At 46.1% G+C, this 25455-nt stretch carries 20 protein-coding genes; 14 read left to right on the forward strand and 6 right to left on the reverse strand.

All coding sequences use genetic code 11. The annotated features are described in order from the left end of the window. On the reverse strand, positions 1-1400 hold a 1400-nt coding region (locus Q0668_RS20850; protein WP_298868167.1), incomplete at its 3' end, for a hypothetical protein. A gap of 225 nt (positions 1401-1625) precedes the next feature. Here Q0668_RS20850 and Q0668_RS20855 point away from each other — a divergent pair. The 9 genes from Q0668_RS20855 to Q0668_RS20895 all read left to right on the forward strand — a co-directional run bounded on the left by Q0668_RS20855 (position 1626) and on the right by Q0668_RS20895 (position 12955). Then, complete coding sequence (locus Q0668_RS20855) at positions 1626-3206, forward strand: hypothetical protein (RefSeq protein WP_298868169.1); 1581 nt, start codon at positions 1626-1628, stop codon at positions 3204-3206. A 194-nt stretch (positions 3207-3400) separates the two neighbouring features. Further along, a complete protein-coding gene (gene rffA, locus Q0668_RS20860) occupies positions 3401-4594 on the forward strand; it encodes a dTDP-4-amino-4,6-dideoxygalactose transaminase (protein ID WP_298868171.1) in 1194 nt (397 codons plus the stop codon). Between the two features lie 90 nt (positions 4595-4684). Beyond that, a complete protein-coding gene (locus tag Q0668_RS20865; RefSeq protein WP_298868173.1) occupies positions 4685-6136 on the forward strand; it encodes an HTTM domain-containing protein in 1452 nt (483 codons plus the stop codon). Positions 6137-6281: 145 nt separating this feature from the next. Next, positions 6282-7292 carry an ATP-grasp domain-containing protein gene (locus tag Q0668_RS20870; RefSeq protein ID WP_298868175.1) on the forward strand — a complete coding sequence of 337 codons (1011 nt, stop codon included), beginning with the start codon at positions 6282-6284 and terminating at the stop codon, positions 7290-7292. Positions 7293-7326: 34 nt separating this feature from the next. After that, a complete protein-coding gene (locus Q0668_RS20875) occupies positions 7327-8307 on the forward strand; it encodes a glycosyltransferase family 2 protein (protein ID WP_298868177.1) in 981 nt (326 codons plus the stop codon). Continuing rightward, on the forward strand, positions 8291-8968 hold the full coding sequence (locus tag Q0668_RS20880) for a NeuD/PglB/VioB family sugar acetyltransferase (RefSeq protein WP_298868179.1): 678 nt from the start codon (positions 8291-8293) through the stop codon (positions 8966-8968). Before Q0668_RS20875 ends, Q0668_RS20880 begins: the two co-directional genes overlap by 17 nt. 183 nt (positions 8969-9151) lie before the next feature. Beyond that, positions 9152-10522 (forward strand): DUF1501 domain-containing protein, encoded by a 1371-nt coding sequence (locus Q0668_RS20885; protein WP_298868180.1) that lies wholly within the window; start codon positions 9152-9154, stop codon positions 10520-10522. Between the two features lie 87 nt (positions 10523-10609). Next, entirely contained in the window at positions 10610-12160 is a 1551-nt protein-coding gene (locus Q0668_RS20890) for a hypothetical protein (RefSeq protein WP_298868182.1), read from the forward strand. Between the two features lie 207 nt (positions 12161-12367). After that, entirely contained in the window at positions 12368-12955 is a 588-nt protein-coding gene (locus Q0668_RS20895) for a peroxiredoxin family protein (protein ID WP_298868183.1), read from the forward strand. 48 nt (positions 12956-13003) lie between these two features. On the opposite strand, the gene Q0668_RS20900 is transcribed toward Q0668_RS20895, so the two are convergent. Together Q0668_RS20900 and Q0668_RS20905 are read right to left on the reverse strand one after the other, a co-directional pair. Then, entirely contained in the window at positions 13004-13372 is a 369-nt protein-coding gene (locus Q0668_RS20900) for a cupin domain-containing protein (protein ID WP_298868184.1), read from the reverse strand. Positions 13373-13621: 249 nt separating this feature from the next. Further along, positions 13622-14791 carry a xylose operon transcription regulator XylR gene (locus Q0668_RS20905; RefSeq protein ID WP_298868186.1) on the reverse strand — a complete coding sequence of 390 codons (1170 nt, stop codon included), beginning with the start codon at positions 14789-14791 and terminating at the stop codon, positions 13622-13624. A gap of 144 nt (positions 14792-14935) precedes the next feature. Here Q0668_RS20905 and Q0668_RS20910 point away from each other — a divergent pair, with 144 nt between their 5' ends. Further along, positions 14936-17518 carry a PSD1 and planctomycete cytochrome C domain-containing protein gene (locus tag Q0668_RS20910; protein WP_298868188.1) on the forward strand — a complete coding sequence of 861 codons (2583 nt, stop codon included), beginning with the start codon at positions 14936-14938 and terminating at the stop codon, positions 17516-17518. Between the two features lie 16 nt (positions 17519-17534). Further along, the gene (locus Q0668_RS20915) at positions 17535-18956 is read left to right on the forward strand and encodes a DUF1501 domain-containing protein (RefSeq protein ID WP_298868190.1); all 1422 of its coding nucleotides are present in this window, start codon (positions 17535-17537) and stop codon (positions 18954-18956) included. A 191-nt stretch (positions 18957-19147) separates the two neighbouring features. Here the strand turns inward: Q0668_RS20915 and Q0668_RS20920 are convergent, their stop codons facing one another. Continuing rightward, on the reverse strand, positions 19148-20428 hold the full coding sequence (locus Q0668_RS20920) for a twin-arginine translocation signal domain-containing protein (protein ID WP_298868192.1): 1281 nt from the start codon (positions 20426-20428) through the stop codon (positions 19148-19150). 289 nt (positions 20429-20717) lie between these two features. On the opposite strand from Q0668_RS20920, the gene Q0668_RS20925 reads away from it, so the two are divergent. The 3 genes from Q0668_RS20925 to Q0668_RS20935 all read left to right on the forward strand — a co-directional run bounded on the left by Q0668_RS20925 (position 20718) and on the right by Q0668_RS20935 (position 23950). Then, complete coding sequence (locus Q0668_RS20925; protein WP_298868194.1) at positions 20718-21872, forward strand: sialidase family protein; 1155 nt, start codon at positions 20718-20720, stop codon at positions 21870-21872. 126 nt (positions 21873-21998) lie between these two features. Further along, positions 21999-22757 (forward strand): SGNH/GDSL hydrolase family protein, encoded by a 759-nt coding sequence (locus Q0668_RS20930; RefSeq protein WP_298868196.1) that lies wholly within the window; start codon positions 21999-22001, stop codon positions 22755-22757. Between the two features lie 71 nt (positions 22758-22828). After that, on the forward strand, positions 22829-23950 hold the full coding sequence (locus Q0668_RS20935) for a hypothetical protein (protein ID WP_298868198.1): 1122 nt from the start codon (positions 22829-22831) through the stop codon (positions 23948-23950). A gap of 283 nt (positions 23951-24233) precedes the next feature. On the opposite strand, the gene Q0668_RS20940 is transcribed toward Q0668_RS20935, so the two are convergent. Continuing rightward, positions 24234-24500 (reverse strand): hypothetical protein, encoded by a 267-nt coding sequence (locus tag Q0668_RS20940; RefSeq protein WP_298868200.1) that lies wholly within the window; start codon positions 24498-24500, stop codon positions 24234-24236. Positions 24501-24688: 188 nt separating this feature from the next. After that, positions 24689-24904, reverse strand: coding sequence for a hypothetical protein (locus Q0668_RS20945; RefSeq protein ID WP_298868202.1), 216 nt, complete (start codon positions 24902-24904; stop codon positions 24689-24691). Positions 24905-25455 lie beyond the last annotated feature (551 nt).

A 25455-nucleotide genomic window follows, 5' to 3' on the forward strand; every position in this document is an offset into this window, starting at 1 on the left:
GGCATTTGTTGATAAATTTCTTTCAAATCTTGCTTAAATCGTAGATTAGATCTGACAATCCGATCGGACCGTTGTTTTTGATTCCAGGTCAGAAAACAGGATGTGAGTACTAGAATGAGAATTATATATTTAAGTGAAGAACGCACTGTGGAAAATTCATAGTCATCTTTATGTCTGAATTGACCCACAGCAAAAAATAGGGAGATGAATAATGGGAAACTGATTAATGAAATGAAAACACGCTCAGGTAGTTTCATATAAATCACTAAGCCCAGCATGAGAATGACAGTCCAAAGCAGCATCCCTATCACGGTACGACGTTCCCAGGCACATTTTTTATTCTGCCACATTAACACGATCGATCCCACGAAACAGAAAAGAAATGTCGAATTTGTAAATGTGGCTTTTGCTGTGTGAATTCGGACCTGCATGACTTGAGGGAATTTTCTAAGACTCAATTCATCAATTCGTTCCTGGAATTTATTGATTCGTGGTAAACTATATAATTCTGGATCGAGATAGATCCAGTTCCTGAGCATCCAATAATCAAAGGCACTCCAACCGACTTCATTAAATATGGGTTTGGTCTGATCTGTATAGGGAATTTGTGCATAGTTGACCACTTTTGCAATTGCTGCATGTGATTGAATGAAACTTTTCCAGTCATCGTCCTGCTGGTAGTAGTGTTGATCATAGAGATGAAAGCTGACAACACCAATGATGGCGAACGTTCCGGGAATCACGTACGATTTGAATTTAATCAATTTAAAATACTGAAAGCAGCAGACCAGCAATAATGGCAGAGCTAATAAGATCAGCATTTGGAGTGATGAATACCGGATCAGGCTTGATGCAATCAGGCACAGGGCTCCTTCCCACTTGAGCCAAGCGAAATGAGTTCCTTTGGAATCAAGAATGACACTCGACAGGATCAACACTAGTCCTGCCATTCCCAATAGAAATGCTGTTGAAGTGAACTGTAAATGGGTCAGAAAATACACACTGACTACCATGTAAAAAAAAGTAAACCCTAGAATAGAAAGATAATTTCTGTTCAATAACAGTAATGCATAAAGTAGTAGCCAATTGGCTAGAAACAACGCTGACAATAAATAGAGCCCATACCAGGGAATCAGGGGGGCGGCTACATACAAGTGCTTTAATACAATTCCAATCACAATATTGGTATACAAGAGGTGCTCGTCAGGACCATTAATATTGCCATAACCGGATACGGTGAGTCCCATCGCTGGATCGTCGTTGGTATCGTATGTTGGCGTAATTAATAGTAGGGTTACTATTAACAAAAAGGAAATATATGTTAACGCGATTGCTGCAGGCGAATTTTTATACCTATTCCATATGGTTTTCGGTGTATTGATATCTAAATGATCCGACATGCTGAACCTAACAAAATCGCAGAATTTAATCCAAAAACGGAAAATGATGTACCATACCTGATTTCCAATATGTGCAATATTTGTACCTTTGGAGCGAAAACTCAGCATGGAACAATAGTTGCAAGTCTGATCTGAATTCGATTTTGCATACTTTCCATAGACCGGATATTACAGACGACTGTGATCTGGTTCTTGATTCGCCTTCATAATTTGGATGATATCGTCGTGCAAGAAAAACATTGTACAAACAATATTCCTTCTGACAGTGATCTCATTGTGCCGTATACCAGAGTACAAATTCAAATTGGTATTGGGTTATTATTGGTGTTGGCCTTTCTTCTGATGTTATTTCGACCTGTGTTACTGTATCTGGGAGATCCGGTTAGTGTTCGATATTCCACAATACAGCTAATCGAAGAAGGCACAATTAATGTGAATCAATCGGTTGTAAAGAAGTTTGGAGCGCGTGGACAATACTTTTTTGAAAATGAAAAAACAGGCCTCTGGTATCCCAAATACGGCATTCTGAATACCCTGCTTTATGTCCCTCCTCTTCTAGTAGAGCGTGTTGTTGAAGGTTCGCTCGAAGGAGTCCGTGACATGAGTGCCAGCCAACTCAAAAACAGAGTCTTTGTTTTGAATCTGTACAACATTCTCTTCTCTCTAGGGATTGCAGCCTATCTCTATTTCATTGCATTAAATTATGGTGCCTCACCGAAGGTTGCTGTTATCTATGTATTTGGTTGCCTGTTCGGAACTTTTCTCTGGAATTATTTAAGAGCACAAACATTTGAGATATTTCAGTTATGTTTCTTCCTGGGACTCTACTATAGCCTCGTGCGGTATACGCGCCTGGTCAAGAGTGGTGAAACCAGAATGACAAAAACACATTTCTGGTTGATTCTATTTTTTACCAGTTTGCTGGTTTTAGAGAAACTGGCATTTGTATTACTGATACCCATCGTTTTGGCTTGGATTTTGTGGATAGATATGCAATTTAAAAACTTGTATGAATCCAACAATATTTCTTTGTGGAAGTATGCTTTCAGAAAAAATTTACTCTCGTTTACTGTTTTTCTAGCAGGATTAATGATGTTGGTTTTCTGGGCAAACTGGCATCGGTTTGGTTCTCCTTTTAACACGGGCTATGCTCAATGGGAGCAAGAAAAACACTTTCTCACAGGCAACCCAGTCGATGGATTGTATGGATTTCTTTTTGATAAACAGAAAAGCATTTTTCTCTATTTTCCATTACTGATTTTTGCGTTATTCAGATTCAGATCATTCCTCAAAAAGTATACTGTCGAATTCGTGTTTGTATTAACGGTGTTTTTTACCTACTACGTTTTCAATTCGTTTTTTATCAACTGGCGGGGAAACTGGTGTTATGGACCACGTTATTTGTTATTTATTTTACCCTTATTGAGTTTGCCGGTCCTGAATTTATTTGAGTCTGAAAAAAATATAAAAAGCCGGCCGGTTTCACGTATCTTGAGAGGTACTTTGATTTTGACTTTATTGATGAGTGCCTTTTGTCAGACTTGTGTAAATATGATGGCATTTGAGGCGACATTTAGTACCATTGACTATTATGCCAAGGCAAAAAATGAGCAAATAAATTCTTATCTCAAATCACCATTCTGGATTATCAATCTGGATTTGCTAAGGCACAAGATGGGGCAAAAAGTATTTCCTCCTTTGCGTATTCTCAAACCGAACATTTCAGACAAATCTTTCCAGAAACATTCGGCTTTCATCAATTCTCAATGTGAGTCAAATTTCTTCTTCCTGCATAAGTCTCAATAGAGACTTCCCAGCTCTCCTCGGGACGTGGTGCTTCTAAAAATACTGCTTAAACCTATTCTGCAGGCGACTTTAATCTTGGCACCATTGTTGCTCTTTAACATGAACTACTGACAGAAATTAGAAAACTGGATCAAAGATCCTGTTCAGGCACGTAATGCCTGTTTAACAGGTGTTTACATTTGGATACACTTTGTATGAATTCGTTAATCCCATTCAATAAGCCGTACATTGCGGGGAAGGAACTGCATTATATTGCGCAGGCAGTCACCCTCGGAAATATCTCCGGTGATGGCGAATTTGCACGTCGTAGCGCTTCGATCATGGAAGAGCGATTTAAGATTCATAAAGTACTGCTCACTCCCTCCTGCACGGCGGCTCTCGAATTGTCTGCCATGCTGGTAGATATCCAGCCGGGCGATGAAGTCATTATGCCCTCTTACACCTTTGTCTCAACGGCGAACGCGTTCGCCAGAATGGGAGCAAAGCCTGTCTTCGTAGATATCAGACCAGATACGCTGAATCTGGATGACAGGCTGATCGAACAGGCCATTACGGAAAAAACGAAAGCCATCGTTCCCGTGCATTATGCAGGTGTTGCTTGTGAGATGGAACTGATCTCGACCATAGCAGAGAAATACAATTTGAAGGTGATCGAAGATGCCGCCCAAGGCGTGAACTCTCTCTATCACGATCAATATCTCGGATCGATCGGCGAACTGGGCTGCTATAGCTTTCATGAGACCAAAAATTTCATATGCGGCGAAGGGGGCGCGATTTGCCTTAATTCCGAGGAACTCGTCGATCGCGCACACATTCTCCGCGACAAAGGCACAAATCGACAAGCCTTCTTTCAGGGGCTCGTTGATAAATACACCTGGTGCGATATCGGTTCGTCGTTTGTTCTAAGCGAAATCAACTGCGCTTTTCTGTACGCACAGTTGGAAATGTTTGATCAAATTACACAGAGACGTCAACAAATATTTGATACGTATTATCAAAGCCTGCTCCCTTTAGAACAAAATCAGCAATTACGCCTGCCTTGTATTCCTGAAGACTGTACCAGCAATCATCACATGTTTTATATTTTGTTACCTAATAAAACAGTCCGTGATGGTTTAATGAATCATCTGAAACAAAAACAAATTACAGCCGTCTTCCATTTTGTTCCCCTGCATACTTCACCAATGGGAGAAAAATGGGGATACAAGCTCGGCGATCTCCCCATCTCAGAACAAGCCGGTGATTGTCTCTTAAGACTTCCGTTTTACTATGAAATTACTGCTGACGAACAGAAACGTGTTATCAGTGAGATTCAGGATTATCTTTCACACTCTGTCAGTCAAATAGATCGCGCGATACCCCTCGCGTTCCCGGCAACGGAACTGTAATGGTTGTAAATCAGCTTGATACATTCGTGCTAATATGATCGCCTATCGTAATGCACTATCGCGGTCCTGAGATAACCCAATGGTGTTGAGATGAACGACAAAACAACAATCACGTCTGCCCCAGAGGCACAAGCACTTGCGTTAGCTGTCTTTCGTATTTGCTATGGGATGGTTCTGTTGATTGAAGTTTGCCATCTGTTTTATTTCAGGCATCTTATTCTGGATCCAGTACCATATCTGCAGCCAGCACCTACCTTGTTGAGTATTCTTCTGTTGGCCTGGCTGGCCACGATTCTATGTGTCATTGCAGGAATCAAGACCACATTGTCTTGTATCTTGAACTATGGATTTACTGTGGTCTTTCTCGGCACTCTTTTATATCCTTTGTTTGAGTATCATGTCGATTACGTTTACACCGGCGTCAATTTCCTTCTCATGTTGATTCCTGTTTCCGATCGGCTCTCTCTGGATTCCTATTTGCGAAGTAAAAAGCAAACAGAAACGCAGCCCGCAAGAAATTACTCTGTTTTTATCAATACGCTCCTCTTTGTGGGAATCACGCTCGTTTATGCGGACTCCGTCTTTTTCAAGGGGACTTCGCCGATGTGGTGCGGTGGTTTGGGAGTCTGGTTACCTGCTTCTTTACCACAAAATTCGTGGCTTCCCGTACCACAGTTTTTACTGGATCAAAAATGGTTAATGCTGTCTCTGGGTTATCTAACCCTGGTTTTTGAAACTGTGTTCCCTATCCTGATGTGGTGGCGTCGTGCCCGTCTACCATTGTTCGTCATCGGTGTGGGTCTGCATTTCTCAATTGGGTTGGTTTTTCCGATCCCGTTTTTTGGCCTTACATATCTGTCTCTATATTTACTGTTACTGCCTGTTTCATTCTGGCAATCTGTGGATCGTCGAATTCAAAGATTTTCCCACGAAATCAAAACTGTGGTGGAAAGTGGAGAACAAACAATTTTTCCGGAACGATCTCATTTGGGTACGAGAGAGAAGTTGACTATTGCGACTTTGTGTCTTGTTACTACACTTCAAGTCTGTATCATCATCGGACGGTTTCCTGTTTTCTCCAATCAAATCAAACCAAATGTTTTGAGGCAAGTCCGTGTATTTCTAGGTGCGACGGATCATGGAGTGTTTATGGATAGTCATTTTCGTAATTTCAATCGTCTTTACGCCATCGTATACAAAAAACCTGATGGAAGTTCGTTTTTTTTACCTGTAAGGAAAAATGATGGGAGACCGGGAGCATATTTAACGGGACGTTTTTGGGTTTGGTGGAATTGGCGAGTCAGTGGTCCTCGGTTAACAGGAATGGGCTTTAGGAATGGGCTCCAAAAAACATCTTCATTCTGGGCATATAAAAATAATGTATCACTGGATCATGCCGATTTTGAAATACTGTCTCGACCAGTCCAAACACCAACGGTCTGGGGGGCAGGGCATTTAACAAAACAAAAACAACAAAAGTGGAGTGTTGTAGGGCATGCCACGTGGCGCGATCATAAGTTTAATATTTCAACTAAAAAATAGAGTTTCCAATTCTCTGTTTACACAGCCAGGCGAAACTCGAATCTCGACTATTTTTATGGTCTAATGTAGTCCAAAAGGTACTTTGATTTTTTACACACACCTTCAAGTCGTATCTCAAACACATAGCTAGAGAAGTGAATCAACAATGAAGTCTCATCGTGTTGCTATAACAGGTGTGAGTGGAGATGTTGGCTATGGTGCGGTCAAGGGGTTACGTGTGGGATACCCCTTGACAGATATTCTAGGATTAGATTCTAGTTATGATCGTGCTGCCTACTCTTTGTGTGACAGGTATGAAGTCATGCCGAGAGTCGATTCTGATGCTTATGTTTCATCTTTAAAATCTGCTCTATCCAAACATAAAATTGAATTGCTCATTCCGGGTATCGACAGTGAACTAGAAATTCTCAGTAAAAATCGAGAGGAAATCGAACGTGATACACAAGCCTCGATTTTACTTTGCGATGAAAATTCGCTACTCAAATGTGTTGATAAGTACGAAACCGCTGTGTGGCTTCATGAACTTGGTTTACCTGCGCTGCATACAATCAATTCAAGCGACATCCCCGACACCGAACGCGAAGAGTTTGTCCTCAACGAATTTCAAGGTGAATTTCCGATTGTGATAAAACCACGCAAGGGACATGGTTCTGTAGGAATTAGATACGTTGAAACTATTGACGAATTGAAGTGCCATCTCCAGACCCTTGCCTTAGATGACTGTCTGCAAGAATATGTGGACGGGGATGAGATTACTTGCGGATTACTTTTTGATCAACAGGGAAACCTGGCTGATTCGCTGGCCATGAAACGAACTCTGGAAAATGGTCGAACGGTTTCTGCTTCCGTTTATGAAAATTCTCAGCTGGATGAATATATCAGTTTATTCGCTGAAAAAACAAAACTGATTGGACCAATCAATCTACAATTAAGAATTAATCAAGCGGGGCAACCACGTGTGTTTGAGATTAATCCTCGGCTATCTGGTTCAACTCTGATGCGTATCGCCGTTGGTTTTAATGATCCCGCTCGAATCGTAGAGCATTTTCTTGATGGCCTTCCCATTCGACGAGCAAATGTCAAAAAATCCAAAGTCTATCGAATTGATGTGACTGACGTTCCAGGTGAGTCAGAAATCAGACTCGAGTCGAAATAATGCGGTCAGAAAATATAAAAGGTGAATGCATAGAATGACATCTACATGTGAAGATATTCCTGATCTCTCTCTCGTGGTGCCTTTATACGATGAACAAGAATGTATTGTGGAATTCATTAGCCAGGTTCGATTGTCAATTGACCATCTTCCTTTCACGTACGAGTTCATTTTTGTTGACGATGGCAGCCAGGACCAGACAGTTCCAATTGTCATTGATCATTGTGAGAAAGATTCACGTATTGCGCTAATACAATTAACACGTAACTTTGGGAAGGAAGCAGCATTAACCGCGGGAATTAGTCATGCGAAAGGTCAATATGTGCTTATCATGGATCCAGACCTTCAGGATCCACCTGAACGAATTGTTGATTTTTACAATAAAATACAAGAGGGATACGACTTGGTATTCAGTACTCGTCTCGAAAAATCTGATAGTCTTTTGCGAAAGTTGACATCACAACTGTTTTGGAAATCGCTTAATGTTGTTACTGGATTGAAGATTCCTGCCAATCTTGGAGTCATGCGAATATTCTCCCATAAATTTGCTCAAGAGTTCCTACGCTACCCGGAACGCGTTCGCTTTATTGAAGGTCTTTTTATGAGCATTGGTATGAAAAGGACTGCCATTGAAATCGAAAATAGACCTCGATTCGCCGGGGTTTCTAAATTCACTTTAAAGCGTCGTTTTAAATTGGCTACAAATGCCATGCTTGCCTTCAGCGATCTTCCTCTTCGATTTGTAGCCTCACTCGGGTTGGTTGGAGTTCTTGCCAGTTCGTTCTTCGGAATATTTTTTGTGTTGAGAAAGATGTTGTTTAATGAAGGTCTCTTAGGATGGACATCTACAGTGACGATGATTATCTTCTTCGGGAGTTTGCAATTGCTTGTGCTTGGCCTGATTGGGAATTATATCGGACGAATCTACACGGAAATAAAAGCTAGACCGATTTACTCTATCTATCACACCTTCAACCTGAAACATGATAAAGGTGAAAAGAATGTTGATGCATCATGACAAGGACAAAGCCATTGACCGTCTCGCAATCATTGGAGCCGGTGATTTTGGTTATAGCGTTCTTCGACTGACAAAAGAAATTCAATACCTCGACACCGTTGGCTTCTTTGACGATACCTGTCAATCAAAAACCATTCATGGTATTCCCGTATGGGGCGCACTCGAATCCATTGAAGATCACTGGGAGAAGAAATCATTTGACGCCATCGTTATCGCCATTGGTTACAACCATATGAAATTTCGGAGCGAATTATTCACTCGACTCAAAGCACTCGGCATCCGATTCGCAAGTGTAATTCATCCCTCTACAGTCATGGCCACTGATGTGGTTGTAGGAGAGGGGGCGATTCTCTTTCCCGGTTGTGTACTTGATATTGGTACTCGTATCGGAAACAATTGCGTGTTGAACAGTAGTGTCACTGTTGCCCATGATTCACGCATAGACGACCATTCAATGTGTGGACCAGGTGTCACACTTGCAGGATTGACGCACGTTAAACACAGTTGCTTTCTAGGCGTTGGAACCAACGTGATTGATAATATCACGATAGAACCCCATGTTCGCACTGGTGGGGGAACAGTTGTTATCGACAATCTATCAAGTCATTATCTTTACGTTGGTGTTCCAGCGCACCCTCTAAAATCAGTTCCATTGGAATAAATCCTTGGCATAGCTCAGTTGCTATTGAGTAAAGAACGTAACCAGATCTCATTACGCAGTAGACGCAAGGATGTGTACCTTGTTAAAATAGCAATCCGTCTGAGCTTGGGCCGAATCCAGGCTCTCGTCCTCAGAAATTTTTACAGAATCGATCGGCGGCATGCGTACAACAGGGTATCGACTATGATTCACAGGTCGTCAGGCAGCCGATTGTCACGCCGCGAATTACTACGCGTCGGCGGACTAGGTTCACTCGGCATTTCACTACCTCAATTGCTGGCTTCCCGTGCCGTGTCTGCAGAAAGTAGTACCAGCCAGCCCGTTTCGAAAGCGGATGCCTGCATCGTCCTGTTTTTAAATGGCGGACCCAGTCACCTTGATATGTGGGACATGAAACCATCGGGACCGATTGAAATTCGCGGGGAATTCAACCCCATTGCTACATCTCTGAACGGAGTCAACGTCTGCGAACATCTACCTCGACTGGCCCGCCAGATGCATCGAGCAACTCTAGTGCGGTCAATGAACCATAGCGTCAATAATGCACACGCCGCAGCTGTTTACGCCGCCCTCACCGGGCATGATCGAGGCGAGCTCGGAGGCGGCGCCAAACCAGATGATCATCCTTCACCGGGATCCGTGCTTGCCAAGTTGCGACCGACACCCACAGGGTCTCTGCCTTACATCACACTCCCGTATAAAACAAAAGAAGGTGCAGGCGGTCCGTTGCAACCCGGTTTTCTGGCCGGCTTCATGGGGGCAGCCTACGATCCGTTCTGGGTCGTCGATGATCCGAACAAGCCCGATTTTCATGTCCGAAATCTCGCGTTGCCTGATGGTTTAGCCCTGGATCGTATGAATGCCCGCCGCGGCCTGCTTGCTTCACTCGATCACGGTTTGGGAAAAGAAACAAATCGCTCACTCTCCTCCATGAACGATTTTCAAAGGCAGGCGTTTGACCTGCTCACGTCGAATCAGGCACAACGGGCCTTTAAACTGGATGAAGAATCCGCCAGTACACGCGAACGTTACGGCAGAAACATTTACGGGCAAAGTGTATTGTTAGCCCGTCGACTGATCGAAGCAAAAACACGCGTAGTGACCATGTCATGGGCCCCCGATGCCAATGCCACCTGGGACACGCACGGCCAGAATTTTAATAAACTCAAAACAAATTTGTTACCACAGTTTGACGCCGCTTGTAGCAGTCTGATTGAAGACCTTGCGGAACGAGGACTTCTGGAACGCACCCTGGTCGCCGTCCTGGGAGATTTTGGTCGTACACCAAAAATCAATAACAACGCCGGACGCGATCACTGGAATTCCTGCTATTCAATCATGCTGTTGGGCGGAGGTATTAAAGCCGGTTCCGTTTATGGCGCCAGCGACCGTTCAGGCGCGGTGCCCTTACATAGCCCGGTCTCTCCCGGCGATATCGTAGCAACCATTTATCGCTTACTGGGTGTGGACCATCATCACGTACTATATGACAAACTCGAGCGCCCGCACACCGTCGTTCCCCAGGCCCGCCTCATTCCAGAAATCATGGCTTGAATGGAACCCCACTCTACTCGATGACGGGCACAAACAAAGTGTTAACTTTGAGACACGCAGCATCGATACCGCAGATTAAGGATCAGCATGAAAAGTTCGCCGTTGAGTCGTAGAAAATTTTTGGCTGGTACAAGCCTTGGCCTTCTCAGTGCAGCAGGTGTCCCACTCCAGAGTGCCGAATCAAAACAGAATGAGTCCTCTTCGATTGACACACGCGCAAATCGAGTTTCGTTTGTCGACGCACGGCGGATCAGTCACACCAATTTTCTCACGCGCCAATTAGCTCAACCTCAAAGAGTTTCCAAAGACCCGGTCATTTCCCCCGCGGGAGCCGCTGGTACGATCCTTCCTGCTGACGAAGGTGGGTTTGTGATGTGGTACAGTACCACTCATTCCGTTCCAGTGAAGGGCGGAAAGACGCATCAATCCTGGATCCACTATGCAACTTCCAAAGATGGAATTACGTTTGAAAACCCAGACTTGGAAATACATGAAAGCAACGTCATCATCAAAGGAAATCAGTCTGGCGCTGATGGCAAACCACTGACAGGTATTCGGGGCTGTTCGGGTTTCAGTGTACTCGATGCAAAGCATCAGAAAGTACCGAATGCCAGAGCTCGCTATACTGCCCTCTATCGATCATGGATTCCGAATCGACCGGGTGGCTTATCGTTGGCGCATTCGGAAGATGGTCTGCGTTGGACGGAATATCCAGAAAATGCGGTGCGCGTTGGTGCGTCGGATACCTTCAATAATTTCTTCTATGACGAACGCATCAAAAAATATGTTGCTTATGTCCGTCCCCGAATTCACGCGGGATCATCGCACGTCAATCGCTCAGTGGCCCGGATCGTGAGTGATGACATGATCCATTGGACTGATGAGACGCTGGTATTAGACACTGATGATAGAGACGCGCCAGCTGTGGGTACGATTAACGAAGCAACGAAACCGAATGGGACGCGATATCCAAGAGGCCGCAACAAACAGTTCTATGGCCTGACAGCATCCCCTCATGGAAAGATCTATCTCGGACTGGCGTCTCTCTATGATGTTCAGCCTGGCACGATGTCGTTAGAGCTCGTGCACAGTTATGACGGAATTGACTGGCGGCGTGAAGCAAATCGCGGTTCCTTAATTTCGCCGGGTGACAAAAACGCCTGGGATTCGGCGATCATCTACTACCCGCTCATGGGCAATCCACTGGAAGTCGGAGATGATTGGCTCATCTATTATCATGGTACGAACTTTGATCATCATATGCGGAATCGTTCCCGTAAAGAACTCGGCGAATACCGAGCCATGGGCGCCGTGCAATTAAAGCGTGATCGGCTGATCGGATATCAAGCAGGAAAAAATCCGGGTGAATTATTGACGCAGCCTTTCCAATGGGATGGTAATGAATTGTTTCTGAACGCCTCCGCCGAAGGAGGCCGGGCACAGGTGGTTATCTGTAATTCAAACGGTAGTACTCTGAAAGGGTTTCAACTCAACAATACAGTACCCATACATCAGGATGGAGTGAGACTTCCTGTCAGTTTTAATGAAGGAGCCTCGCTGGCAACCCTCAAAGGCCGCGATATCCGACTGAGAATCTATCTCGAAAACGCGACTGCCTTCGGTTGGGAAGTTGCATAATTCCGGAACTTAGTGATGATAAAACATTTCTGATCATGCAAAATGAGTTATGATCAAACCAAATCGCCATCAAGTTCTTTGGGCAGTTCCTCCCTTCATTTCGATTTGGTGAAGTTGCATACATTTTGAAGAAATGACGATTGATAAACTCAGTACTATCAGCAATGAATTCGAAAAAAGTTTGTCTTCGATCAAGGGACTTCTAACATGAACTCGTTCAAAATAAGATGCAAATTCGTTTTGGTTTTGACATTGATACTATTCTTTCAGGGGGCATCCCAAACTGAAGCAACGGCTGCATTAAAAGATTCAAAACAACCTGCCGTGGGAACCGTTGCCAGTGATTTTCAACTTTCCAACTTACAGGGCAAAACAGTAAAGCTTTCCGATCAGTTAAAAAAAGGCCCCGTCGTCTTGCTCGTTCTGCGTGGTTTTCCCGGCTATCAATGCCCACTTTGTACCCGGCAGGTGAGTCAGTTCATCAACAGTGCACCCAAGCTGAAAGCCGCCAAGGCGTCGGTGCTTTTGGTTTATCCAGGTGCTGTGAATAATCTCAACAAAAAAGCGGGCGAATTCATTCAAAGCCAGCAGCTTCCCGCAAACTTCCATTTCCTGACAGATCCGGGGTACAAGTTTACGAATGCGTACGGATTACGCTGGGATGCAAAAAACGAAACGGCCTATCCTTCAACGTTCATCATTGGCACGGATGGAAAAGTGAAATATTCCAAAATCAGTAAAACTCACGGAAATCGATCCAACGCAAAAGAGGTTTTACAAAAACTGAAAGATTGAAGTGTATTCGAGGCCGACTACGCTTTCGAACTACCGCATTTTAAACCGTTATAACTCAAACGGCTCAGCCGTACGTAGTGTGAAAAATTTGCGGATGAATGTGGGAACTTCCCAATAGGTAATCAGGCCGCGAGGAAAATGTGCTACATCACCAGCGCGAAGCGTGTGCACATCACCATTCTCTTCTCGAATGATCGCCTCCCCTTCCAGTACAGTCACAAATTCATCCCACACAAATTCCCATTTGAATTTACCCGCGGTGCAGCTCCAGTAACCCGACGAGAGCAGCTTATCTTCTGATTGATTGAGCACTGTGCCACAGGCGGTGGGAGTACCCTCTTGAATCCACTCGGGTTCAATCGGCATCGGTGGTAATTCGTCAGGGGTGTGAGCGGCGGAAATATGAAGTTGACTCATCTCTGTCTCCTGTCAGGAACATCAATTGAGAACTCGAAAAGGGATGTCGAAAGCGTAGAAGAACATTATCCTACGGTGCGACCAAGCGTCACGAAAGTGTCTGGAGTAAAAAAAGAGATTCGAAAAGCGGAAACGCAATGATTGCAAGTAGAGTCAGCTAGATCACATCCCAATTAACCAAAGCGCCTTTCATTCTAAGATACTCGTTTCAAATGGCCTTGGAGACGCTGCAATAAATCTGGACACAGGCTAGATAATCTTACTGGTTCGCGTGGCACGACGATATTGTGTTGGTGTCTGTTGCAATTCTCGCCGAAAGATACGGTTCATGATCTCAGTCTGCGAGAAACCACTGGCGGCAGCGATTTTGGGCATCGGCCAGTTCGTATTCGTCAGCAGCGCTTTTGCCTTATTCACTCGCAGGCGACGCAGCTCGGCTGCAGGCGAACGCCCCAGCGTTTTGCGGAAACGTAATTCCAACGCACGCCGCGACAGGGGAACCTGACGCAATAGATCACTAATTTGCAGTGTTCCGTAGGCATGCTGCCGCAGATATTCCAGAGCCTGGGCAAGTTCTCTGTCGTCCATTGCCAGCACGTCGGTCGAATGGCGCGAAAGTACACTCACCGGACTGATATGTAAGGGCGTTGTTTCTACCTTTTCACCCGCAAGACAGCGCGCCAGTAAAGCAGCCGATTCGTAACCCACACGCTCCGGTCCGCAATCCACGGCCGATAAAGGGGGATAGGAAATCTGACAAAAAAGCTCATCATCTTCCCCGCAGACAATGGCCACTTCCTCCGGAATCTGCAAACCCGCGGACGCACAGGCTTCACACAAAAAGTGTCCATGCTCCGCGTCCCAGGCAAGAATCCCGACTGGCTTGGGCAACGTATGCAACCAGGACTCCAGTTCTGCAAGTGTTACGTTGGGGCTTGTCTTTTTACGGCGCCACTGCTTGAAGTTACTGAAAGTCCCTCCCCAGCGAACAGCGACTTCCTCAAAACTGGGTCCCATCTGGTCTTCATAGTTGGGTTGATTCGGTACGCAATAATAGGCGAGTGAGCGAAAACCGCGCTCAAGCAGATGAGTCGCCGCCAGGGTCGCAGTTTCACGTTCGTCAATGCGAACTTGTGGAAAGTGAGAATTGGGGACAACACTGCGTGAGACATTGATCACGGGAATTCCCAATCGCTGTAATGCGGCTGCTTGTGTACGGTGTGTCACACGAGTGATCACGCCATCAACATCCCAATGACGCGGCACACTGGTATGATCGCGAACCCCGCGCGGCTGTAATAGAATCTGCCAGGCAGGTTGTTCATGCGCATATTGTGCCACGCCCCGAATGACAAGACTGCTGAAAGTAACCGAAGTATCGATCAACAAGGCGATGCGTTGCGCTTGAGTTGAAGACATATACTACTCAGTAGAATTGAGGATGGAATTGCGCAAAACGTCAAAATATTTGCGCATTATATCCTGTCTGCTCCCTTGGGTCTAGCGTATAGTAATTTCATCGACTTATAATATCTTTTGATTCCAATGCCGGAGTAGACCGCCATGAAACCAGATAGCTTAGCGACTGCATCTTCATGGACCACTTGGTTTCTCACCCTGTCAATAGCGGTGGTGACTTCATTAGTCGGTAAATCGCTTGTCGCACAAGAGGTGCAATACAACCGCGATGTGTTACCCATTCTCGCCGAACATTGTTTTGCCTGTCATGGATTCGATAAAGCAAAACGAGAAGCAGGTTTGCGATTAGATCTGGCAGAAGGCGCAGTAGCGGTACTCGAATCTGGAGCGCGCGCCATTGCACCAGGAAATTTAGATCAAAGTGCGCTCATCGAACGAATTTTTACTTCCGATGTTGATTTACTGATGCCACCAAACGAATTGGGAAAACAACTGAAGCCCAATCAAAAGAAAACGCTCAAGCGCTGGGTGGAGCAGGGTGCGAAATATGAAACACACTGGGCCTTCATTCCTCCTCAACGCACAGAACCTCCCGTGATCAAAGGGAGTCAGCAAGCCATTGACCGTTTTATTCGCGCACGCTTGAAGCAGGCAAAGATCTCACCCTCACCGCAAGCGGATCGCTCGACATTGATCCGACGATTGAGTTTTGATCTGACTGGTTTGCCACCGACTCCGCTGGAAGTGGATGCCTTCGTTCACGACCCGCGACCCGATGCCTACGAGCGAGTTGTTGAGCGGTTGCTTGTTTCTGAGCATTTTGGTGAACGATGGGCGCGGTGGTGGCTCGACTTCGCACATTATGGGGATAGCGATGGTTACTTGCAAGATTTCCTCCGACCAGTCGCATGGCGTTATCGTCAGTGGGTCGTAGATGCCTTGAATCACGATTTGCCTTTTGACCAATTCACTATTCAACAACTGGCCGGCGATCTTTTGCCGGATGCCACAGTTTCACAAAAGACCGCCACCGGTTTCCTGCGAAATACGTTGAGTAATCGTGAAGGGGGGGCAGGGCTGGAAGAATTCCGTGTGCGGAAGGTCATCGATCGAACGGCAACAGTCAGTACTACCTGGCTGGCACTTACATTTGCTTGCGCAGAATGCCACGATCATAAGTTCGATACCATCTCACAGCGCGAGTTTTATCAATTCTATGCCTTCTTCGATAATGCCTATGAAGCAAACATTAATGCACCATTGCCGGGTGAATATAAACCCTGGGTGAAAGCAAAGCAAGAGTATGATCAGAAACGTGCCAAACTTCTTGCACCAGTTGCCAAACCACTTGCAGAACTACAGGCAGACTGGGAAAAACGGCTCTTGTATGCCGAGGCACATCCCGACGAGGATTTTGCCTGGGATCGTACATTAGAACTCCTGGGGCTCCAATGGGGGCAGGATTTGGGGGGCGGGCAACTTGAAGGGCTCAACATCGTGAAAACGCCTCTTAAGTTACGCAATCAAGATCAGCGGAATGAATTGCTGGACTACTTCCTGAGCAGACCCCCCGCTATGTATAGCGCGAAATTCAAAGAACTGGAAATCAACGAAATTCATACTCAGCTCAAAGCCCTCAAAAAAGCGTTACCTACCATGTCGCGCGCACAGGCTATGGTTCAACATCCGGTACCGCATCCCACTCATATTCACATTCGGGGAAATTACCTCCGTCCGGGGGCGGTGGTGCAATCTGATACTCCCGCAGCTTTACCCGCTCTCAAAACAAACAACGCAAAGGCAGATCGGCTTGCCCTGGCACGCTGGATGGTCTCGCCCGAACATCCATTGACGGCGCGGGTGACTGTCAATCGGTTGTGGCAGGAGTTGTTCGGCCGAGGTATCGTTGCCACCTCTGAAAACTTTGGTGTGCGCGGAGATCGTCCGACACATCCGGAGTTACTGGACTGGATGGCGTTAGAATTTCAGAATCGCAACTGGAGTATGAAAGAACTGTTGCGCCTGATGGTCACTTCACAAACTTACCGCCAATCATCGCATGCAAGGCCAGAACTTGCGACGCTTGATCCGAATAACGCACTACTTGCGCGCCAACAAAGGTTACGCCTTTCTGCGGAAATGGTAAGAGATAGCGCACTCGAAGCCAGTGGCTTGCTATCGCATACCATCGGTGGACCCAGCGTGAAACCGCAGCAACCAGCCAGCGTCTCGAAAGACGGCTATCACAACATCTGGGAAACCAGCGCGGGTGCAGATCGCTATCGAAGGGGACTCTACACCTTCATTCAACGCACTTCCCCCTTTGCACAGTTTGTTACTTTTGATTTGCCCGATACCAGCAGTAGTTGCACACGCCGAGAGCGTTCCAATACACCACTACAGGCACTCAATCTGTTAAATGATCCCGTTTTTCTGGAAGCAGCTCAGGCACTTTCTGCACGCGTCAAACGCGAAGCAGGCAAATCCGATCAGAGTCGTCTGAACCAAGCAGTCATGCTGGTTCTTGCCCGGCCTGCAAAACCCGAAGAATCAAAGCGCCTGCTCGCATATCTCGATCAGCAGAAGACACTTTTTAAGAATGATCCCGCGTCAATGCGGAAACTGCTCGACGAGCCGAAACCCAGCAGAGATGCCATTGAACGCTCTGCATGGATCGCACTTTGCAGCGTGTTACTCAATCTTGATGAAGCGATTACTCGCGAATAAATAGAGGAACCTGGTTATGTTTTTTCCGAATATTTCACGTCGTGATTTCCTTGCACGAAATTCTCACGGATTCGGTGCGATGGCGCTTTGGCATTTACTTGCACAGGAGGGCCGGACCGCGGATACACAGCCAAAGCAGACCCGCACAAACTTCGCACCACGTGCAAAGAATGTGATCTTTATCTTCATGATGGGGGGACCCTCGCATCTTGATCTGTTTGATCCCAAACCAAAAATGAAACCCTTGCATGGTGAGCCGATTCCAGAATCGCTTGTGCATGCAAAAAAAAGTGCAACGGGTGCGGTGTTGGAAACAGTCATGGCAAGTCCACGCAAATTTCAAAGCCACGGACAATGTGGTATGGAAATTTCTGAATTCTTACCGCATACTGCGAAAGTAGTCGATGATTTATGCCTCATTCGTTCAATGCACTGCGAACAGAGTAATCACGACCCGGCTCAATTGTTGATGCACTGTGGCACACCACTGTTTGGTAATCCCAGCATCGGTTCGTGGGTGAACTACGGCCTCGGTAGCGACTGTAAAAATCTGCCCGGCTATATGGTGCTGACATCAGACGATGGTCATGGTCTGGAAGGTGCAGGTAGCTCGCTCTGGTCAAGTGGTTTTATGCCTTCGACGTATCGTGGCGTCACCTTCCGAAATTCCGGCGATCCCATTCTGCACCTCAAGCGACCAGCGGGCATCAGCGTGGCCACGCAGAGAGCCCGGCTTGATGCGTTACGTGACCTCAATCAAATGCACTTTCAAACTACGGGAGATGATGAAATATCCTCGCGGATCGCATCTTATGAAATGGCGTTCCGCATGCAGAGTGCCGCACCTGAACTACTTGATTTCAGTCAGGAGACCAAAGACAGCAGAGCCCTGTATGGAATTGAATCTAAAAATACGCGTGCCTTCGGTACGAACTGTTTGCTGGCACGTCGCATGGTCGAACGTGGCGTACGTTTCGTACATCTGGTCCACTCTACCTGGGATCATCATGGAGATTTGAATAATCGACTCAAACTCAATTGCGGAATGACAGACTTACCTTCGGCCGGTTTGATCCAGGATCTTAAACAGCGCGGACTGCTCGATGACACACTCGTCATCTGGGCGGGCGAATTTGGACGCACACCCATGGGCGAAGTTCGTCGAGGCAGCAAAGCGGGGAAGGAAGGACGTGATCATCATCCGAATGCGTTCAGCCTCTGGATGGCAGGAGGCGGGCTGAAAGGCGGGTACGTGCATGGTACCACTGATGACTTCGGTTTTAACGTGCAAGAGAACCCTGTTCACGTTCACGATCTCCAGGCCACCATTCTCCATCTTCTAGGCGTCGATCATGAACAACTGACTTACAGGCACAGCGGACGCGATTATCGCCTGACCGATGTGGCCGGAAAAGTAGTGAAAGAAATCATAGCCTAAGCTGGAAAAACCGTTCTGCCGCAGCTATGCCTTGATTTCTCCCAGATAAAGGCAGTTACCACCGTCATCACAAAGGTTACATCAAATCCGGGAAATATTCGAGAAGAATGTAAAAACGGAGCGGAATTCAAGCGAATCGGGCGTAATCCTCAATCGTTTCAGATTTCAAGTCGCTGTTTGAGGGGCACCCGTTAGAGAGCAAATCGTGGTAGATTGCGATTTGGTTTGTTCCAGCGAATTCGAGAGAGTAAGGCATTACCTTTGGCGCCCGCTTTAGGAAGCCACTCGCCGACAGTCACACACGACTCGCTCGGACTGAGGTTCGTGACAGCGAAGTTGCCCATCAGAGCGACCTCATTCGGTTTATTAACACCATCACCCACCAGCGGCAAGACAACCTGTTCTGTCTCTCGAATCAGACAGAGTTTTTCAGGATCAACGCGTGATACCCACAGGGGGGAACGCCAGCGGATCACATTCCGATTGGAGTCGTCTTTTCTGGTGTAAACCAGAAACAGTCCGTCGGAATGTGTAAGCCAGTGTTGTTGCGTGGTTGACATGGCGATCGGCTTCCCATCATCCCAGGCCCAGGCAGTTTTTCGCTGATAATTCAAGCCATCCGGACTGACCGCGACATAGCCGTGTCCATCCTCGGCCCGAATTGTCATGAAGAATTGATCTTGAAACCGTGTGATAGAAGGTTCGAGCAATCCACGTCCCACCTCATTTTTCAAAGAGGGACCTACCTCTTTGATCTTTAATTCGGTTCCATCAAAAGTGCAACGAACTCCTGCCACCATGCGCGCATCTTTTCCGGGACCGAACGTAAATGACATCATAATATCGCCATCAGGCATCACGACGCGTTGCCCGCAGTTATTCGTATAAATAAACGCGCCCCGTGGATCATTCCATTTCAATATTTTTCGCTCTGACCAGGTTCCATCCTTTTGACGCACTGCATACACCGGATAGCGGGCCAGTTGATCGCCGCGCGCAAACCGCGGGCCACGATAAAAGACAACATGCCCCATCGAAAGAATGGTTTCGGTCTTGGCATGGTACCCAGGCACAACATCACATACCGCCGCCAGTAAGCCAGGGTGTTCTTTCATCGGGTCACGGCCCAAAGACGGAATGGGCTGTGGTTTGCTCCATGTGGCTCCCAAGTCAGTAGATTCACACCAATTCACATGGCCAAAGTAGTCAGATCCACCGATCTCCTGTAAATTGGCAAACAGAGTGGGGCGTTCTGTTTTTCCGGGAATCAAACAGGGACGCGGATGAAACCAGGTCGCTCCTGATCCATCACGATTTCGAAATATCGTTTCTTTCGTGATCGATTTGATGAGCCGATCATTCGCTTGATCACTGAAACCAAGTCTGGGAGTAGCGCTACCTACAGCAGCAGCAACGGTGAGCGCTGAGGAACGCAAAAAATGACGACGAGATACAGACTGATGATGAGTCACGATAAAACACTTTCTTCAACGGGAATGAAGATCAAATTTAGCACGCTGACTGAGTAAATCCAGTATACCCGAATCGAAGATCGTTGAGAAATCAGATTTCGAAAGAATACATACCCGATCAAGAATTACATCAGAGAATCGACACCGATCTTAAGGTCAACGATTGAATTATACCTTTGGCACAAATATGATTATGAGTGCATCTGAAGCCAATGGTTCATCTCTTCAAAGAACCAATACTGTTCTCAAGTCGAGATGATTTTTCTTTCTGATTAAGGTCAACCTGCTGATGAAAATAATGATACTCACTTTGATGACTGTTTTAGGTGCAAGTGCTCTCGCTTGGAGTGAATCAGAGAACAGCCCACTAAAAGTGTTACGCTATGGGCCCGTCAATGATCAAATCGTTGATGGACTCACACCGGGAGGCTTGGTTCAAACCAAATCCGGCGATCTGATTACAACGTTTGTCGACCGTGGCGATTCGGCAGCCGGATCAAAAAGCTATCTTGTACGTTCCAAAGATCAAGGAAAAACGTGGTCGAAACCATTTCGGATCATCGAACCGACGAATCCAAAAGAAGGAATTCATACACCCATCGTTCAGCTTCCCGATAGGACGCTGATGTTAATGATCAATCGAATCTCTCATGTGGATAACAGACGAGAGAGTGTATTTAGATTTCGAGAATCCAAAATCGAGTTGCAGGTGAGCCAGGATAATGGCACGTCATTTCAATCCATTGGATTTTTCACTACACCACCCAATAGCTTAACGGCGGCTATGGGATCCCTCTATCAACTCCGCAACGGCGATCTGATTATACCCGCTTATTGTACTCCGGGATCTCCGCGTCGTCATCCAGGTTATCATTATGGGTCGGGATTTTTTCGTAGTGTAGATGGAGGAAAACATTGGGGACCACTGGAAGCCGTTTTTACTGATCCACCGACGAAAGACGAAGTGAAGCAGGGATTCAACGAAGCGGCTTTTGTGGTTCGCGAAGATGGTACACTCATTGCATATGCCCGCGTGGACGTCCACAGAGGGGATGACTATAAAAAAAATAATCTCTGGATGTGCCAGTCAAAAGATCAGGGACTGACATGGACGAAACCTGTTGAAACAAAGATCACAGGAATTTACCCGTCCATCACGAAATTGTCTTCAGGCAGATTCGTAATGCTCTGCGGCTTGAGAGATTCCAAAGTCTGCCGTCGCACGACCTCTCTGTTTACAAGTAAAGACGGCATCAACTGGAAGTATCGCGGGCATCCTTATTATTCTCGTACCAAAGGGATTCCCCATAACCCGGCTACAGGCGGGGGGCAAGCAATGATTTCAATGGGCGATGATAACATCTATGTTGTGTTCTATGCCTGCGATCCCACGCTTCCCGGTTATCACAAAACTTACGTGGATGGAGGATTGCTGAAATTATAGTTTCCATCATCACAATACTAGAGATCAACGATAGTATCTCTTCCGTAACATAAATAGAATCAGAGAACTGATTGATACTTTCAACGCACTTTTATTAAATCAATGATACACATCTATGGACTCACTATGAAAAAAACAAAATTCACACGACGCCAGATGCTTCACTCATCTCTTATAGCAGCAGGCGCGACTGCCATGACGACAACATCAAACGGTGCCCTCGGCGATCAAACAAAAGTACAATTGAAGCAAGGTGATGTGATCCTTTTTCAAGGCGATTCCATCACCGACGCGGGCCGCGATCGCAAATCGGAAAAACATGCTAATAACTCACGTGGCCTGGGATACGGATACCCGCTGCTGATAGGCAGTAAGCTTCTTCAGGATCATCCCAAGCTTTCACTAAAAGTATATAACCGGGGAATCAGTGGTAATAAAGTGCCCGATTTACAAAAGCGATGGCACACAGATTGCCTGGACCTGAAGCCAGCCGTACTCAGTATTCTGATCGGCGTCAACGATATGTGGCATAAAATGAATGGCAAATATAATGGAACAGTAAAAGATTACCAGACAGGATTTACGGCGCTTCTTCAGCAGACTAAAACAGCGTTGCCCGATACGAAGATCGTCATCTGCGAACCGTTTGTTCTACCATGCGGTGCGGTTAAAGAGAGCTGGATTCCGGAATTTGATCAACGTCGTGCGGTTGCGAAAGAAGTCGCTCAAGCTGCCGGTACGATCTGGGTTCCGTTCCAGACCATGTTCGACGAAGCAATCGCTACCGGGACAAAACCAGCCTATTGGGCCGGAGACGGCGTTCATCCAACACTGGCAGGACACGCATTAATGGGACAGACCTGGCGAGATATCGTTGGTGTTTAATCTATTAAGCAATCGTTCGGATTTTGATTCACTTTTTTATTTATTAGATGCGAAGTATGGATAGGTAAGCAATGACATTCAAAGTTCTAGGTTTGCTCGCTGCGATTGGACTCGTTCTTTTCCTGGTCGTTGTATTGACCTCCGGTGAAAAAAAGTTGACACGCCCTGCGAAGGAGTGGCAGGCAGAGCCGTGGATGGAGCGAGATACATCACTCCCCAGCGTATTGCCGGCGCGAGTGCTTGCATTGACGGATCTGCCACCTTTGGAACCAGTACCAAGTCCTGATGACATGGTAGCAGCAATTAAGAAGAGCCAGGATGCAGGCTGCAATGGCGCTGTCTTGACTTTCTCGTGGCCTTCGCTGGAGCCAAGTCAAGGTGCTTACTCGCTGGATGAGTTGAAAGGAACTGTCGCTCTGAATCAAGGGCGTATTCTTTTTCTGGGGATTCAAATTCTTAATACGACTGTGAAAGATCTGCCCATCGATTTGCAAGGAAAACAATTTGACGACCCGCTGATTCTAGAACGCTTTTGCTCGTTTCTGGATGCACTGGCACCCTTATTGAAGAATCGTGTGAGTTATCTTTCGATCGGCAACGAAAGCGATATCTACCTGTCGATCCATCCCGACGAGATTGAGACGTTTGGTGTTTTCTTAAATCGGGCACGACAACATGCAAAAGAAATCGCTCCCCATTTGATGATTGGTACGACCTTGACCGACTCCGGGGCACTGCGCCCTGAAATGCAAAAATTGACGGCACAAGCGGATGCACACTTTCTAACTTACTATCATGGCCAAGTCGGATTAGAAGGAGCATTCAAAAATACGAAAAATACAAAAGATGAGATTCTTGCTTTAGCGACTCAGTTTGATGAACGACCGATTGTCTTTCAAGAAATTGGATTTCCAGCCAATACCGAAATCAGTTCTCCTGACAAGCAAGCAGAATTCGTGAGGGGTGTCTTCGATGCATGGGATGAACTCGGCGACAGAATTCCTTTTCTGAACTACTTTATGATGTACGATTTTCCGGACGCGATTATTAAGGACCAGCTTGCTTATTACGGTGTGAGTGAGAATACAAAACCATTGGTTAAATTTCTGAGTTCATTGGGCCTGCATGAAACGAATGGAAAGCCTCGACCCGGTTGGGAAATATTTCATCGTAGAGGCAACTTAATCAAGTAAGAGATTTAGAGTGAATTGAGTATGTGGCTGAAATATAATGTGGAAAACATGAGCTTGAGTTGAAAATTCACTACGTTATGATTGTCAGTGTGTAAGTACACCCTGGTTACATGCTACCACCGACACATCACGGGGCCTCGGCTTGCGAGCGATTATCGACTTATAAAATCGCAGTCTGTAAAACTCGCAGACCAAACTGACACGCTTTGATGGTTTCATGCCGTGCGCTCACAAGCCATCAACTCAGCCGGGGAGTGCAATAGCACTGATTTCAGATCAGATTTCAGTAACAGACTTTGACCCAACGAGTCACTGGTACCTTGATCGTATAGCAGCGAACGCTTTTTACACGATAAGGCTTACCACAATGGTCATAACGCGTGATATAAACCGTCTTATATTGTTTCTGATACTTGTATGTGGTCACTTGCCGATATTGGCATTGTTGCTGTGGCTGGTGTCCATAGCCGGCAGAAACGGGAGCAGCTCCGGTTACCGCAAAAATCCCTGCTAAAACTGCCAAAACCATCGTTTTGTTCAAATTCGTCATGACTCTCTCCTGTGTCTACGGTTTAATTGTGACTTGTGTGTTTGATATCAGGGAAACGATACCTTCTGGTAAATCTTCCCCTGAAATTCTGATTTTTAAAAAGAAATCTAACCACCGAGCTTAAAGCAGCAACCCGCCTAAGTTTGAAGCTAAAAAAAGCCTTGGTTTCAGGCCAATTCTCAGAAAACTCAGACATAACTACCAAATTTCTCCAGGGATTTTTCGTCAACGTCAACTCCAAACCGCGACATCTCGTGTAACTGTTTGTTGCCATCCAGAACATAGATGGGAGTCGAGGTTCGATCTCGGTCTGTGATCAGAAACGCGTCTCGAGTGGTGCTGTCTGTAGAAGCTCCTGAAGTGATCAAAGCGATGTTGAGTACGATGTCTAAGACGATGTTCATTGTTCTGCCTTTCGATTGGGATATTTGAGAGTTTGTTTTCCAGGAACTTACGATTCCCGGCTTTCAAAAGGAGAACGAACGCCAGGGGATTTTCTTCCCCTGAAATTGAATAAATCTTGAGAATTTCAAAATTCCGCGCGTACCTTGGGAGATAGAATGAGTTTGATTAAGAACGAATGAAATCAAGAGGACTTACTGGTAGTAGCTCTTTTCACTCTCAGGACAAAGTGTTCCGGAAGCCGACGATTGCAAATCTCAGAATCCGAAGAGACTAATGCAGGCAGGTTATTCGGAGTGAGAACAAGAGTGAGAACAAGAATGAAATGATTTCAACTCTGTTCGCTCTTGAATCCAGGATTGACATTTCAATGTCAGTCTCTCAGGCAAGGCAGATGGTTTTCCATACTAGGCTGCCGATCCAATTTAACCGGGATGAATCGATGAATTCTAACAGAAAACCGGGAACCTGAGCCTGTAAGATCAGATCCGTTTGGTCAGATCCGTTTGATCAGATTGAAAAGCGGAGAGGGGGGGATTCGAACCCCCGGTCC

The organism is uncultured Gimesia sp., assembly GCF_937910335.1.
In the GTDB taxonomy this organism is placed as follows: Bacteria; Planctomycetota; Planctomycetia; order Planctomycetales; family Planctomycetaceae; genus Gimesia.